At 64.8% G+C, this 14,596-nt stretch carries 11 protein-coding genes and 1 pseudogene; 7 read left to right on the top strand and 5 right to left on the bottom strand.

All coding sequences use genetic code 11. The annotated features are described in order from the left end of the window. Window positions 1-36 precede the first annotated feature (36 nt). Window positions 37-1,692, bottom strand: coding sequence for a TIGR04141 family sporadically distributed protein (locus HD593_RS03160; RefSeq protein ID WP_185100627.1), 1,656 nt, complete (start codon window positions 1,690-1,692; stop codon window positions 37-39). A 217-nt stretch (window positions 1,693-1,909) separates the two neighbouring features. Between HD593_RS03160 and HD593_RS03165 the strand changes: the two genes are divergently transcribed. The 5 genes and pseudogenes from HD593_RS03165 to HD593_RS64995 all read left to right on the top strand — a co-directional run. Next, window positions 1,910-2,656, top strand: a complete 747-nt coding sequence (locus HD593_RS03165; RefSeq protein ID WP_185111626.1) for a hypothetical protein — start codon at window positions 1,910-1,912, stop codon at window positions 2,654-2,656. After that, entirely contained in the window at window positions 2,653-3,762 is a 1,110-nt protein-coding gene (locus tag HD593_RS03170) for a hypothetical protein (RefSeq protein WP_185100628.1), read from the top strand. The genes HD593_RS03165 and HD593_RS03170 overlap by 4 nt, the downstream gene beginning before the upstream one ends. After that, window positions 3,759-5,189 (top strand): hypothetical protein, encoded by a 1,431-nt coding sequence (locus tag HD593_RS03175; protein ID WP_185100629.1) that lies wholly within the window; start codon window positions 3,759-3,761, stop codon window positions 5,187-5,189. The genes HD593_RS03170 and HD593_RS03175 overlap by 4 nt, the downstream gene beginning before the upstream one ends. Then, window positions 5,186-6,496 (top strand): AAA domain-containing protein, encoded by a 1,311-nt coding sequence (locus HD593_RS03180; RefSeq protein WP_185100630.1) that lies wholly within the window; start codon window positions 5,186-5,188, stop codon window positions 6,494-6,496. The genes HD593_RS03175 and HD593_RS03180 overlap by 4 nt, the downstream gene beginning before the upstream one ends. Before the next feature lie 157 nt (window positions 6,497-6,653). Then, window positions 6,654-6,884 (top strand): annotated as a pseudogene (locus tag HD593_RS64995) (transposase); the annotation flags it as partial. A 512-nt stretch (window positions 6,885-7,396) separates the two neighbouring features. Here the strand turns inward: HD593_RS64995 and HD593_RS63210 are convergent. From HD593_RS63210 to HD593_RS03200, 4 genes are all read right to left on the bottom strand, one after another. Then, window positions 7,397-7,519, bottom strand: coding sequence for a hypothetical protein (locus tag HD593_RS63210; protein ID WP_281402443.1), 123 nt, complete (start codon window positions 7,517-7,519; stop codon window positions 7,397-7,399). A gap of 503 nt (window positions 7,520-8,022) precedes the next feature. Next, a complete protein-coding gene (locus HD593_RS03190; RefSeq protein WP_185100632.1) occupies window positions 8,023-8,664 on the bottom strand; it encodes a hypothetical protein in 642 nt (213 codons plus the stop codon). A gap of 12 nt (window positions 8,665-8,676) precedes the next feature. Further along, window positions 8,677-9,552, bottom strand: a complete 876-nt coding sequence (locus HD593_RS03195) for a 5'-methylthioadenosine/S-adenosylhomocysteine nucleosidase family protein (protein ID WP_185100633.1) — start codon at window positions 9,550-9,552, stop codon at window positions 8,677-8,679. Then, a complete protein-coding gene (locus HD593_RS03200) occupies window positions 9,549-11,264 on the bottom strand; it encodes a hypothetical protein (protein ID WP_185100634.1) in 1,716 nt (571 codons plus the stop codon). The genes HD593_RS03195 and HD593_RS03200 overlap by 4 nt, the downstream gene beginning before the upstream one ends. Window positions 11,265-11,350: 86 nt before the next feature. On the opposite strand from HD593_RS03200, the gene HD593_RS03205 reads away from it, so the two are divergent. Both HD593_RS03205 and HD593_RS03210 read left to right on the top strand, forming a co-directional pair. Then, entirely contained in the window at window positions 11,351-12,100 is a 750-nt protein-coding gene (locus HD593_RS03205; RefSeq protein ID WP_185100635.1) for an NUDIX hydrolase, read from the top strand. 602 nt (window positions 12,101-12,702) lie between these two features. Further along, window positions 12,703-14,358, top strand: coding sequence for a DUF6119 family protein (locus tag HD593_RS03210; RefSeq protein ID WP_185100636.1), 1,656 nt, complete (start codon window positions 12,703-12,705; stop codon window positions 14,356-14,358). Window positions 14,359-14,596: the final 238 nt, after the last annotated feature.

The raw sequence follows: 14,596 nt of genomic DNA on the forward strand, positions 1-14,596 counted from the left end.
TGGGCAGGATGGCGATGTTGGCCGGCAAGCAGGGATCTAGGCGGCCAGCACGCCGTCAGCGGCGGGGATGCCCACCACCTCGACCTCGATGCCGTACGTCCGCAGCACCCTGGCCGCGTTCGCGAGTGCCACTCGCGCCAGCGGGAAGAGCGTCTTGGGCGTGAGCGAGGCTCCCGTCTTGAGGTGGATGGCGAACACGACCTTGCTCGGCCGGAAGTCCTCCGGCACCTGGCGACGGCCCTGGCTCACCTCCGCGACCTTCTCCCTGAAACGGCGCAGCGCCTCGTCGGAGTGCAGGAGCGCCTGCGTCGCCACGACGCCCTGGGCGAACAGGTGGCTGAGCGTGCTGGCGCCCTCGGCGAACTTGACGTGCACCAGGGTGTCGCCGGGGCCCAGGAGGTCGCAGGCCTCGAAGCCGTTGCCGGTGAAGAACTTCGTCTTCAGGAGAGCGCGGTCCAGGCACAGGAACCCGTCGCACATCTCCGCGACGTCGATGTTGTACTCCTTCTCGTTCTGACCGGCGTATCGCGTCGGGAGCTCGACGGAGGGGTGCAAGGCGAACAGCGGCACGATCTCGTTGAGCTTGTCCTCCAGGTACGCGGGGTCGATCTCGTACCACTCGCCGTCGAGCAGGAAGTAGCGCCGCCCGCCCATGGTCAGCACGACCTCCAGCCACTTGATGGCCGCCGCGTCCCCGACCTCGTGCGTGCACTCGGCGTCCCGGAACATGCGGATCTTGCCCTTCCGCAACGCCGTCACCCGCGCCCCCGGGGCTTGGAGCCGAGCGCGGACACGGATGAGCTGGACGTCGAGCTCGTCCACGCGCTGCGTCGCAGTCCCGATCTTCACCTCGAACCGGCGGGCCTGAGCGTAGCCGGGCAGGCAAGGGGTCGGCACCACGCAGACGAGCTCCGCCCTGTCGGGGTGGCCCAGGAGCTCGTCGAGCTGGGCGTCCAGCCGGGTGACCAGCGCGTTGTCCACGATGGGGCGGATGTGATCCACGAACTCGAGCGCCGGGTGCGGCTCGTCCTCACGACAGACGCGGGCGATCTCCCGGATGTCGGCGACGAGGTCCTCCGGCCAGATGCCGAACCTCATGCTCAGCCCCACGCCGGCCTCCAGGCGCACCGGCCGCTCGTCGGCCTTGGAGAAGGTGACCTTGAGGTCGCGCGAGCGCCCGCCCATGCGGCGGATCACCTCGGCCTGCTCCTCGATGCCGAGAGCCCAGATCGGCATGCCGCCGGGGATCAGAGTCAGGTCGCTGCGGCCACGCGCGCCGATGCGGCGGCGCGCCACGTCCTGCACGTGGTCGGGGTCGAGGCGGCGCACCGCGAAGCGGATGCCGAACCCGTGGTCCTTGTGCTCGTCCGGAATCCACCAGTGGCCTTGGCCGTAGCCGATGGCGTAGACGGCGCCGTCGACGGCGATCATCAGCAGCCCGAAGGAGCGCCGCTCGTCGAAGGCCACGTTCAGGCCTGTCGTGGCCGCAGCGTCCTCGCACCAGCTGGCCAGCGGCACCTCCTGGTGCCCGGCCACCCACAGGGCGGGCGCCCCGGCCAGGGAGAGCTCTCGCGGCTCCACCTCGAGCTCGTCGAGCTTGGCGAGGTCCAGCACGCTGAGCATGCCGTACGGGGTGGGCTCCACGCCCGTGAGCCGGTACAGGGTCAGGTCACGCGTCCTCGGTCGCACCATGTGTCGTCTCCTAGCTCGCGGAAGACGCCGGCCCAGGGGACCGGCGCCTAGGGGAAGAAGAAATGGCCCTCGGGGACGGGCGGTGGATCCCCCATCCACGCCGAATGCCACGTCTGCCGTGAGGGCTACTCGCCCAGAGTAACCGTGGAAAATAGTGGAAGCAAGTGGAATAGCTTGGCTCCGGATGTGTCGCTTGCTAAGCTGCGGAAACGTGGACATGGACGGGCTTGAAGAACGCATGTTGACGCTGAGGCGCGAGATACGCGTAGCCTCGGCCGCCGGAGACCACGCCCGGGTGCGATCCTTGAGAGCCGAGCTCCGTCAAGTGGAGCGAACCTGGGAGGAGGCCATCAATCCCCCTCCCGCACCGCCCGCCCCGGTCAGGGAACATGTGCACCAGGCTTTGACCCTGCTGGGTGTACCGGCTGCGGCCAAGACGATCGTCGCGGTCGACGAGTCGTTCTTCAGCGGTACGATCACCAACGCCAAACTCACGAGTCTGCGCAGGGACGAGGAGCGATCCTTCCGCTCGTCCCCCAACTCAAGGCCCTACTACCTCTGCGCGGCGCTGAGCGCCGAACGCCTATCTCCCGTACGAGGCGTGCTGGCAGTCAGCACCTGGCCACTGCACCGGCGGATCATCGGGCCGCTGAGTCCACGCACCGACCTGTTGACCTCCACCATCCGCATCGCAGAGCATCTGCAGCGGCTCACCCGCGCCGGCGAGAGCCCGCTCGGCGGGTTCCGGCTCCTCACCGCCATGGCACAGAACATCCCCGGCGCGGTGGCCGACTTCGGCCCCGCGGATCCGGACCGAGTCATCACCGCCGCCCGCGCCGAACTCGCCGTACACGAGGAAAAAGACCAACAGCACCGCAAGGCGGTCGCTGAGCGTGCGGCATCACAGCTCGCGGAGGTCAACCAGCTCTTCGGCGCGGGATTGAGGACGGCGAGCACCGCATGAGCCGGCTCGACGCGCTGCGCGGCCCGAGCCCGCCCGTCGACCACAACGCCCGCAGCATCGCAGCCCTGGCCGCCAATCCCGCATGTCACCGCAGGGCCGTGCTCGACGCGGCGGGGATCGACAAGGGAAAGGTCGTCCAGCACCTTGGCCACCCCATGCAGTTCGGCCAGTCGCCCTTCGCGCTGATCCGCAGCCGGCAGTTCAAGGCGATCGTCAAGGAGAGCGGCGGTGCTCATCTCCTGCGCCTGCTACGAGAGCTGTTGGGGCTGGCCGTGGAGGAGGCCGGTTATCGGGACGTGGAGGACGTCGACGAGCACGCGGGTCGCGCGCTGCTCCGAAAGCACACGGAGCAACTGCTCAGGAGCGCCGCCGAGAACCGAGGTGACGCGGCGACGATCGTGGATCATCCGCTGCTCAAGCTCAACGTCGCGGGCTACGACGTCTACCTTGAGCCGGACGTCATCGCCTTCCAGGCGCAGGGCAAGTTCCACGTCGTAGTGATCAAGACGTTCGCCATCATCGACGACCAGGCCGAGACTGCGAAGGTTTCCGCGGCCGCGCGAGAGGCGGCCGTCTACGTCCATGCGTTGCGCGTCCTGTTCGAGCAACTCCGACTGGATCCACAGCGGGTCTCCCACGACATCGTCCTGGTCTGTCCTGAGAACTTCAGGAACTTTCCGACTGCCCGGCTGGTCGACGTCCGCCACCAACTGGAGGTGCTGCGACGCCAGCTCGAACGCCTGGCCAGGATCGACACGATCCTCGACACTCTGCCGCCCGATCTCAGCCTCGACCTGATGATGGACGGTGACACCCCGACGCGATCGGCAGCGGAGCTCGGCGCGGCCGTTTCCGGGATTCCGGCGCGGTATGCGCCTGAATGCCTGTCCGTCTGCGAGCTGGCCTACTTCTGCCGGGCGGAGGCCAAGGCCTGCGGCTCGCTGGAGGCCCTCGGGAGGGCTGTCCGTGACGACCTCGGCGGGATCGAGTCGGTGAGCACGGTGGTCAATCTCGCCACCGGCGCCGCTGTGCCATCCGACGATCAAGTTGCCGTGACCGAGCGGCTCAGGTACGCCCGCAGAATCCACGGAGAGGTGGTCGCGTGACCTTCCTCGGCTCCTACCTGAAGGTGCAGGCCCTGCAGACGGGGCGAGCCCAGGCCTTGACGACTCTCCGCCACGTGCACCTGGCGGAGAGGCCCATGGTTTTCATCCCGCTGCGCATGGCGGGAGAAGCAGCGGCACCTGTGGCCGCGATGGTGGGGGACGATCGGGCTGTTCCCCGGCTTCTGATCGTTCCGCAGCCGCGCAACCGCGATCATCGCTTCGCCTTCATGGCCGAGCTGGCCGAGATCCTCGTGCCGTACATCAGGCAGTTCGCCTCCCGGATCGACCTTCAGGAAGAGCGCTGCCTCGACGCACCCCAGATCCTGGTGCCCAATCCAGGCGGGGTGAGTTTCACGCGGTTACTCGGCCGCTCCACCCGCTTCCGCAGCACGACTGGACCGTATGCCGTGCCGCCGCTGGTGCCGTTGCTGGGCCGATGGCTGACCTTCCTGCACGAACGCAGCGAGTTCGCCGGCTCCGCCATGTTGCTCGCCATGACGGACGTGCTCAGCGAGCACTGGGTCACCGGCCAGAGCACCGCCGAGGACGGCAACTTGGCCGCTCTTCTGGCCTGGATCGATCCACCCGCGGGTGCGCGGGGCGATGCCGCGGCTCTGCTGGCGGAGGATCCGCTGCGGTCGCCGCCGGCCGGTCCCGACACAGACCCCGGTTTCGACCATCAGGTCCTGGAACCGCTGATCAAGCTGTACGAGTCCACCGGCGTTCAGAGCCAGCTCCGTGCGGCGCTTCTTGAGCAGCTCACGCCCACCTGGGATCTCATGTGGCGAGGCGCCGACCTGCTACGCGCTCTTCCTGCAGCTGCTCGCGTGGCCGCTCGCTGGGAACGTGACCGCATGGCGCTGGCCAGGGAGAGCATCAGGATCGCCGAGGGGGCGTTTCCTCCGGGACGGTGGGACAACCCGCAGGCCGCGGCCCGCAGGCTCGCCATGCTGGAGAGCGCCCAGCAAGGCTACGAAGCCGGCAAGGCGTTCGATGATCCGTTGGTCATGGCGGACCACCGCATGGAAGGGGTGGCCTTCGAGGGCCGGGTCGTGGATCTCGAGGCCGACAGGAAGATCATCCCGCCTGGAAAGGTTCGCCGGGTCCTGCGCCCGCTGGTCACCATCCGTACCGATGATCCGGTACGCCTCACGCCCGGCAAGAAGCTGCTGTCCCCGCAACGGCCCAAGCAGTCGTGCCAGCTCATATCCATCGACGACGGGCTCGTGGTGGTCCAGATCAACTCCGGCATGAGCAGAGGCGCGACGATACCCGCCATCGGTGAGACCGTCTGCTACACGGAGCTGGACCCCTTTGAAGGACGCAGGCCGCGACTGCCCTCGCTGGAACTGACGCCCTGGACCCACGGCGGTCCGCCCACGGAATACGTGCCCACCGACGAGGACGCGGGGGAGATCTGGTCATGAGTCCACAGGAAGCCGCCGCGGCCGCCACTGCGAGTATCCTCGCCGACTACACCAGCCGCACGCACAAAGGCCTGGTCGTCGACTCCCCACCCGGTGCCGGCAAGACGACGTTGGTGGTGGCGGCCACCGTGGAAATCGCCAAGGCAGGCGAGCGGCTCATGATCGTCGCGCAGACCAATGAGCAGGTGGACGACCTCGTCGACCGGCTCGCGAGCCGAGACCCACAACTCACCATCGGACGTCTGCACGCCGAAGGCTTCGAACCGCCGCCCCGTGTCACCCGCCACGACAACGTCACCACGCACAACAAGGCCGAGAACGTCGACAAGTGCCAGGTCGTCGTCTCCACTGCCGACAAGTGGGCCTACGTCGAAGACCGGACGTGGGAGTGGGCGATCGTGGACGAGGCCTATCAGATGCGCTCGGACAAGCTCCTGGCCGTGGCTCCGTTGTTCGCCGACGGTCAGGCGTTGTTCGTCGGGGACCCGGGACAGCTCGATCCCTTCTCAGTGATCGAGAGCGAACGGTGGACCGGTCTGGCGTGGGACCCCATGCAGAGTGCGGTCGCCGTGACCCAGCGGCTCAACCGGCTCAAGGTTCATCAACTGCCGGTGTCATGGAGGCTTCCGGCCAGCGCCGCCCAGGTCGTGTCGGAGGCGTTCTACCCGGCCAACGCCTTCACCTCGGGAACGGGGCCCGGACAGAGGCGGCTTCGCTTCACCCTTCCAGGACTGCGTGACCCTTGGGACCCGACCCTGGCGGAGGCGGCGGCGCATGGCTGGGCACTGCATGAACTGCCCAACCGTCACGCCGTCCGCACCGACCCCGAGCTCGCCGAAGCCTGCGCCGGCCTCGCCCGCCGCCTGCTGCAGCGGGGGACAGTGGCCGAGGACGAACACGGCTGGCACGACGTGGAGGTGACCCGGATCGCCATCGGTTGTGCCCACAAGGACCAGGTGGCAGCCGTACGAAAGGCAGGCGTCCCCGGTGGCGTGACCGTCGACACGGCGAACCGGCTGCAGGGGCGCGAGTACGACATCACGATCGTCTGGCATCCATTGTCCGGCCGCCGTGACGCCACGGCTTTTCATCTCGAGTCGGGGCGCTTGTGCGTGCTGACGTCCCGGCATCGTCACGCGTGCATCGTGGTGGCCAGAGCCGGAATCACCGACCTGCTCGACAGCCATCCCTCCAGTCCGAAGGTCCAGCTCAACGTGCCGATCAAGTTTCCTGACGGCTGGGCCGCCAACCACACCGTCCTCGCACACCTCGATCGGCACCGCGTCGCCGCCGTCGGGAGAGATTGACTCGACGAGCCGCTTGTTGCAGCCTGCGTCGAACTGCACGATCAGACGACGCTCAAGTGAGGTGCCCATCAGATTCCGGACAGTCGGCTACATAGGCTGACATAAGTCTGGAAGAGGTAGGTACGTGACGAGGCGTCGCAGGTAGTTCTCGCCGGAGTTCAACGAAGAAGCCGTCCGCATGGTGCTGGAGGGGGACCGGAGGGTCGCGTCGGTGGCGCGCGAGTTCGACATCAACGCCAGTACGCTGGGCAACTGGGTGAACCGGTATCGGATCGCGCACGCCCAGGACGAGCAGCCGGTCTCCGGACCGGTCCGGGCCGGTCCGGGCCGGTCCGGGTCCGGATCCGGGAGCTGGAGCGGGAGAACGCCGAGCTGCGCGAGAAGTTGATCTTCCTGAAAAAGCCTTCTTCGCGTCCGAGACTCGATGACGCTCGCCACGTACAAGATCATCGACGCGGAGAAGGCCCGTCACTTCATCGTGAAGATGTGCGCCTGGCTGGGTGTGTCCCGTTCGGGCTACTACGAGTGGCGCAAGCGGCCGGCCTCGGCCACCGCGCAACGCCGCACGCTGCACTGCGCCGGAACCACTGGGCGACCCGCTAGTCCTCCACGCGAATCCGGTCACCGCCGTGACGCTGGCGGCGACCGACGGGGTGGGGTACGCGATCACCGGCGACCGCAACAGAACGCTCGTGATCCCCCCGTCGGCGAGGACGGGCTCCGGGAACGGCCGTCCCGCCGCGTCCCACTGGTTCGACGGTGCTGGCGATCGCCGTGGTCGGGCACCGTAAGGCGCTGAACTGGTGTCGGCGCGGCGCCGTGATCCTGGTGTGGCACGACCTCTGACAGCTGCCTCTGCGTGGCATTTAGTCCTGTCCGGCCCCGGGTTCAGGCGCCAGGCTAGGTGGAGGTGTGCTCGCCGGTGAGGCGGTGGGCCACGAGGTCAAGCATGGTGACATGGATCACGGTTCTGGAGCGGTCGGGGCGTGCCTCGTAGTCGCGTACCAGGCGGCGGCGCAGCATCAGCCTGCCAAGGGTGCGCTCGGCCGCTCAGCGGCGTCGCAGCGGGGTTCTGGTGGCGGGTCGCGGATGACGACATTGAGGTCGATGCCGAGTGCGGCAGCACCCTTGAGGGAGTGGTGCGAAAGGCGCTGCCGGCCCGGGCCTTGGTGATCGGGGCTGGGTTGCGGCGGCCTGGGTCAGGAGGGGATCCCGCTTCTGTCCCCTGATTATGGTCTTGTGGCTGCATGCGGGCACCGTCCGCTGCCTATCAAGGTCTACACAGGAAGAACCTGTGGCTGAGAAACCGCGGGTCAGAAACCGAAATGCCTGGTCGAGATGCGTGCCTCCAGTAAGACTTGAACCTGCGGCACCCGCTTTAGGAGAGTGGTAGCCGTAGGGCTGGCGCACACGCTCTGACCTGTGCAGAAGCTTCGCGACGCATGCGCCAGCTGGAAGATCATCCCGCGTATGTCCCCGGACTCGTCGAGGCTGGCCACTACCACGTCACTTAACGTCACGCCCATCTAGGCATGGTCCCAGGCCGTGGTGAAGAGCTGAAGGGCGTAGTCATACATTAGGCCAGGCCGGGGCGCCACGATGCAGGGCGAGTCGCGGCCGTGGGCCGCTCGACGGTAGAGAGTGAGGAAGGCGACGCGATCGGTGATCACTATTCGGTGGAGGTTGGGAAGGTTGTAGCGGCGCAGCTCGATGTTGTCCCTGTCAGCCGCGACCTCCCTGACGTATCCAGCGTTGATGTCGACCTGCTCAGCCAGCATTCCGCGGGAGAAGCCCGGGTCGATGCGCCGGATCTGGTCCTCGCGCCACTCCAGCCATGATGCGGAGGCGTGGTTGGTATCGGGAAGCAGTACGTGAACGAACTCTAGGCGACGTCCTTCGTCCTCCCACAGGGCCACGAACCCGTCGCGGGTGAGTTCATTCCCTCGGCCTGCGAGCACCCGTACCCAGCGGGCTTTGCCGAGTTCTGCTGTGAGATCTTCGGTGGCGACGCGCTGTCGTGGATGCACCCGGGAGATTCCCAAACCGGTGAATCTGGACAGAAGCAGAGCTGGCCAGGAGCGCACACGGGGCGACAACGCCATACCTCCCACAACGGCGAGCGCGGTGGCGACGAGCGAACTCACCACCCCGATAACGAACTCTCCCATTGGGGCTTCCCGTCAGGTGTGAGACGGAAGGTAGGGGATTAGGGCTCGCAGTACCTCTGCGGCGTTCCGGGCGGCCGGTTTCTGTAGGATGTCATCCTTTTCTTCGTTCGAGTAGTCGGAGACTCCGCGGATCACTACCCATCCGCGCATCTGAGCCAGATTGCCGCGCTCGTGGAATGCTTGAGCCAGACCGCCGGCTTCCATATCAACCACGGAGATCTTGTCATTGTAGTGTTTGAGGTATTTCCTGATCTCGGACTCGGCGTCCGCGATAACGGCGTCACCGGTTCCGACGATGCAGGGGATGACCTGAAATTCGTTCTCTCCGCTTCCGAATCGTGCAGGTTCGCCGTAGTCGACGAAGAAGCTGTTTACGGCGTTTCCCACGATTGCGGATGTCTCACGGTCCTCGCCTCTGCGTTGGGTGCCGTCAGCCGTCTCCTTTCGGAGGTCATAGTAGACGGCTCTCGTTGCTATGGCGACGTCGCCGGTGGAAACGTCCGGCTGGAATCCGCCACCGATGCCGACAAGTGCGACGACCGCCGGGCGGAACATCTCCCTGAGATTCTCGAACGCGGCCATTGTCGATCGTTGGCCCTGGCGCAGCGATCGAGTCATCGCCACTCTGGAGGGTACGCCTCGGAGGTCGATAGTGCCGTGCCAGAAGGGAATCCCGTTCACGGGGGCATGTTCGAGTTTGAGGGTATCTATGACTGCCCTGGCCTCCGATTCTTTGATTGTTATCACGCCGACGTCTGCTCGCCTACCAGCCACGGCCTCCGTCAGGTGGTGGTGGACGACCGCAGCGCCGTCGCCGATCGCGGAGCCGCTGATGGTCATTGGGCCGCCCTGATTGATTATTCCGCTGTTCTTGAACTGATCGTTCATGTGTGGCCTCCTCTTGATGCGCTTCCGAAGTTCTCAGGTAGATCGAGTTTCACCGCGTTGGTGCCGACTGCGGAGTTGTTTACATTCATCGATTCACCGAAGTTCATAATCCCTGTATTGATGATGTTGGTGGCGCGTTCTTCGAATTCCGAGATGTCGACCTTTTTTTCGCGCAGGAACTCGGTCGCCGCCTTCAGTAGACGGTCTTCTATGAGCTTCACGTGGTCGGAGATGAGCGTTCGGTCGAGTTGGGCCGTCTCCCACGACATGCGCTTTTCTTCGCGCACACTCAGCTTTGCTCCGATCTTCACACCGCGTTTGGGATAGAGTACGCGGGCTCGCCGTGCTCGAAGGGCCCCGAGCAGGGTGGCCGGGACGTGGATGAGGCGCCATGACTGCATGATGTCGGCCGGAAGTTCGGTAAGTGCTCGGACCGCTGCCCGGAGGATGGCAGTGACTCCGACCTCGCCGTACTCGTCTAGGACGTGATATTCGTCCGGCGTCCGCGTCAGCGCGCAGGCAGCGAAGTCGAGGCTGAGCGCGCGTCCTTTGACTGTGGTGCGAAGGAACACAGTGGTGACAAGCTCACCGGCTACCGATGTACGGACCTCAAGGAAGTGATGGAATCGGTCGAACGGCCGATCGATGATCTCGTTGATTTCATGCGCAGCAGGGGTGCCTTGTAGCCAGCCGCGCTCTGGATCGACATCAGCTTCCGCTACATAAATACGGTCTGCTTTTCCGAAGTCCGGAAGGCTGGTGGCGTCATCCTGTCCGTCGAGCCGTTGCATCTCGTCCTTCAGATACGCGACCAGCTCATGGGCCTTGAACGGGGGAGGATCAAACTCCCGATCGGCCATGCTGCCTTCGCCTATCTGCAACAGGTGGATGTTGAGTGGCGGGTTCCAGCGATGAGTCAATCGTCCGGCTCCGACGAATGGTTTATGTGAGTCGTCGCGTGCCAGGATGTCGCGGAAGCTCTCCGGCTCCGGCTCCTCCTTGGGCGCCCTGCGGTAAATGACGAATGTGTGGTGCTGCTGTTCGTCGATCGCTTGATATCGGTGGCTGTCAGGCGAGGGCAGCTGACTCTTGGCTGTTTGGTGCAGTGCGCCGCGTTGGGCTGCACCACAGCCGCCCGCGACGAGAACCGTCAAAATCCCCAAGATCGCTGTTTGCTGCAGCAACTGGGAGAGCGGAATGCCCGCTATACCGGAGATCACGGGAACGGCGACGACTAAAGCACCGCTGCCGATACAAGCAAGCTTCAGGGAGCGGAGGTACGCGGCGAGGTCGTTCGACTCGCTGTTCCAGCGGGCGCGTCGCAAGAACCGGTCCGCACGCTCTTTTGCCTTCAGTGGTAAGGCGACCAGAGCGCTTCTGACAGCGACCGCAGCAGACCAGCACAGGCCGAATACCGCGGCCTCAGCGGCGGTCGCGGCCGGGGCCCATGCGATGCCACCCAGGAGGACTGCGAGGACCAGCATCCATTTCAGTGTCTCCAGGCGCCACGCCCGCCACGCGTGCACAACGACTGGCACCAGATCGAAGCCGTAGGAGGGCGCGACCATGTGCTTGGAGTCGTTGTAGACCCGGCGGATGACCATCTCGCGGAAGTCGCGATCGAGGTAGACGCCGGCACAGAGGTACCGTGTCGCCTTCGAGTCGACTGCCCCCGTGCTCTTCTCGAGACGTACCGTGCGCGATCGGGCCATGAGCCCTCCCGGTAGTCCTTTAGGTAAATCTGACCATAAGTCCGTCACGACTTGGAGTCAACTAGACCTTTAATAGGGGTATGGCAATGAGCAAGGCAGTTCGCCGACGCCGCCCGCCCGCCTCCCTGGCCGTAGCCGTGGATCTGGTGATCTTCACCGTACGCAATGGTCGACTCCAAGTTCTGCTAATCGAGCGCGGCAACCTGCCCTACCGTGGTGAAGCGGCGCTGCCCGGCGGGTTCGTCCGCGACGGCGAGGCGCTGGGCGCGGCCGCGCGGCGGGAACTACGAGAAGAGACCGGAGTCGGTGGCGGCAGCCTGCACCTGGAACAACTGCACGCCTATGGCGAGCCCGGTCGCGACCCGCGTGGACGGATCATCTCCATCGCCTACCTCGCGTTCGGTCCCGATCTGCCTGTGCCCCAGGCAGGAACCGACGCGTCCGCCGCCCACTGGATCCCGGTCTCTTCCGTCCTCGACGGGCAAATCACACTTGCCTTTGACCACGAAGAGATCCTCCGTGATGGCCTCGAGCGGGTCAGGTCCCAGATTGAGCACACCACAATTGCCGCCGCTTTCTGTAAGGAGCCCTTCACTATCGCTGACCTGCGTCAGATCTACGAAGCTGTGTGGGGCGTCCCTCTCGACCCCAGCAACTTCCGTCGTAAGGTCATGAAAACGGAGGGCTTCGTCGTTCCTATCGGTGAACGACGAAGCCCTGACATCGGACGCCCTGCTGCCCTGTTCCGCCGAGGACTCGCCAAGACACTCACTCCACCGTTGACAAGGTTGGGCAGCATCGCGCAGCCTTTGGCTGACGACGAGAAGCTCACCTAGCTATCTAAGTCGTTATCTGGCGCGTCAATTTCTGGGCGAGATGCGAGGCATGCGGAGCGTCTGAGGCGTAAGTATTCGCTGCTCCTGCCCGTGAAACCTGGACTGCTTCCGTGCTTGGATGGCATAGACCAATACCCCCATTTCGGATACGCCGAACTGCCGGTCGGCTCCGTCCCAGATACCGCGCGATAGTGAGACCGACCAGCCGCGTGTACACAAATGCCGGGTCTCTGTGTCTTCCCCTGCGCGAGCATCAATACAGGACGAGCGCGGCCGTACGCCAGCGCACCTCTAACCGGAAGCCGCTCTATTTGCTTCAAGTAGACGTGCACAAAGTCGCCGAAGCCTGACGGGCATTTCATTGAAAAGGGAAAGACTGCCGGTTTGCTGCATGCATGGCGTCAAAACAAAAGTCAAAAGTGTCCATATGTGTCAAATCTGCCACTCGGCGTCCATGATGGATATATCTGGCAAAGTATACGACATCAACATAAAAGCCGCAAAAAAAAATAGCGAACTAAATGGCAGCGTTTTCAGTCGTAGGGGGTGTAGGCAAATATCAGAGGCGGCATAGCCGCCTCGGCTTCCCCTGGAGAAACGCTATGCCGTCCACCACGCTGAGGGCCACCGTCTATCGAATCGCCGGCGTCAGACCGACCATGGAGGGCATGTTCGACGCTACTACTTCCGGCCGCCTGGCAGGGTCAGGCGTCGATTTCCACGCGTTCGAGATCGCGGGCGCGCCAGCGATTCTCTACCACAGCCAGCGGGGCACTACGGAGCCTGCGTGGTGCCCGAGACTGTCCCAGCTCACGGGCCTGCCCCTTGCCCTCCTTAGGCAGGAGGCGGAGGCAGTACTCGTCATCGCCGTCGACGGTCACGTCTACGCGCTTGGCTTCGGCCAGGGCTATCTGTCCATCTCCGGCATCAAGGAGCGCGGTTTTGGTCTTCGCTGCGCGCTACGCACCGTCGACCCGGGCCAGGTCCAGGATGTCGTCCGCCGGGCAATCGGCGGCTTCTCCCGGCAGGACTCGACGATGGCCCCGGGCGGAATTCCTATTGGCGTGGTCGGGGTGCGCGGTTACACCGAACTGGTTAAGAGGCTCGGCGGCCTGATCAAAGCCGCTGATCTGGGCCTCAACCACCGTGAGTCGATCTCTGTCGAAGGCGGAGACGGGCTTCGACTCCCGATCCCACTGGAGCAGGTGAAATTCCTGGCACTGCTGCGGCGCCTCAACGAGATCCGCGACCGCCAGGTGCGTCCCGAGTTCGAGTCGCTTGAGGCCATCCAGCCAGTGGGCGACGAAGCGCTGTCCCAGCGGCTGGACGCGCTGCTAGACGAAGGGCTACGAGAGAGCGGCGACATCCGAGTGCAACTCGTCATCCCGGCGGATCTCGGCGAGCGTCGCCATGGTTGTCGCTCCTATCTCATCAAAGTCGGCAGCGTGCCCATCGTCAGAGACGAGCTTGACCTGGTTGACCTCCGGGAGCGCTGCAAGGTCCAGTACAGCCGCACCCCCGTTGCCGCACTTCGGGAGGGCCGCGTCGACATGTGCTCCGACGGCGAAGGTACGCAGTCAATCGGCCACACCTCAGCGATCCGTTGGATTGAGGCCATCGTGCCAATCGGGCCGCGTGTCTATCAGCTCAGTGACGGTGAGTGGTACGAATGCGGCACTGTCTATCTGGATTCGATCAAGCGCCGAATGCGCGAGCTGGTAGTGGAGCAGCCAGAGCTGGCCATGTTGCCGTGGCATCCAGACGAGACCGAGGAGGACTACAACAAGCGAATGCAGCGCCACTTCGGCCCAGCCACGTACGTCTGCCTCGACCGATACCTCGTCCGAACGCCCCAGCACAGCAGGGGCAGAGGTATGGAGGCCTGTGATGGAATCACTGACCGCCACACTCTGGTCCACGTCAAGGCGGCCGCCAGCTCCGAACCGCTGGGGCATCAATTCAACCAGGCACTCATTTCCACCCAGGCCCTGTACGAGGAGCCGGAAGCGCGGGCGAAGTTCAGCACCGCAGTCTCGAGGCTCAGCGGCGGCCAGCTCACGGTACCGGAGGACTTCAGGCCCGAAAAGGTCATACTGGCAATTCTTCTTAAGGACAAGGAGCTAACCCACGACTCGCTCTATCCGTTCGCGCAGGTGGCGCTCGTGAACCTCGCAGACACGCTCATGCGGCAGTACGGCGTGACGGTTGAAGTCGCTGCTATCCCGGTTGAGTCGGCTCATGACACGGAGGTGGCATGACGGGGACTTTGACTTCGACGTACGCGACGTTCCGCTGATGCAGGTCCACTGATCTTCGATAGAAGTTCGTTGGCTACTGATGAATCGGTCCGAAAGGATCGGAACCGTAAGGCTCGCCATGCTCAACTCACCCAGGAAGCAGCCGCTTAGGAAGGGAAGAGCGATAGTCTGTGGGCCGAGGCAGAGATCGGCAGGGCGGGATGTGACCGTCCGTTTTCAGACGGCGGCTGCGGCGATA

It is taken from the genome of Nonomuraea rubra (genome assembly GCF_014207985.1).
In the GTDB taxonomy this organism is placed as follows: Bacteria; Actinomycetota; Actinomycetes; order Streptosporangiales; family Streptosporangiaceae; genus Nonomuraea; species Nonomuraea rubra.

Coding starts and splice junctions, on each gene's coding strand:
- HD593_RS03165 (WP_185111626.1), top strand. CDS start 1,910: ATGGACGGGCTTGAAGAACGCATGTTGACGCTGAGGCGCGAGATACGC.
- HD593_RS03195 (WP_185100633.1), bottom strand. CDS start 9,552: ATGAACGATCAGTTCAAGAACAGCGGAATAATCAATCAGGGCGGCCCA.
- HD593_RS03190 (WP_185100632.1), bottom strand. CDS start 8,664: ATGGGAGAGTTCGTTATCGGGGTGGTGAGTTCGCTCGTCGCCACCGCG.
- HD593_RS63210 (WP_281402443.1), bottom strand. CDS start 7,519: ATGCTGCGCCGCCGCCTGGTACGCGACTACGAGGCACGCCCCGACCGC.
- HD593_RS03210 (WP_185100636.1), top strand. CDS start 12,703: ATGCCGTCCACCACGCTGAGGGCCACCGTCTATCGAATCGCCGGCGTC.
- HD593_RS03200 (WP_185100634.1), bottom strand. CDS start 11,264: ATGGCCCGATCGCGCACGGTACGTCTCGAGAAGAGCACGGGGGCAGTC.
- HD593_RS03205 (WP_185100635.1), top strand. CDS start 11,351: ATGAGCAAGGCAGTTCGCCGACGCCGCCCGCCCGCCTCCCTGGCCGTA.
- HD593_RS03170 (WP_185100628.1), top strand. CDS start 2,653: ATGAGCCGGCTCGACGCGCTGCGCGGCCCGAGCCCGCCCGTCGACCAC.
- HD593_RS03180 (WP_185100630.1), top strand. CDS start 5,186: ATGAGTCCACAGGAAGCCGCCGCGGCCGCCACTGCGAGTATCCTCGCC.
- HD593_RS03160 (WP_185100627.1), bottom strand. CDS start 1,692: ATGGTGCGACCGAGGACGCGTGACCTGACCCTGTACCGGCTCACGGGC.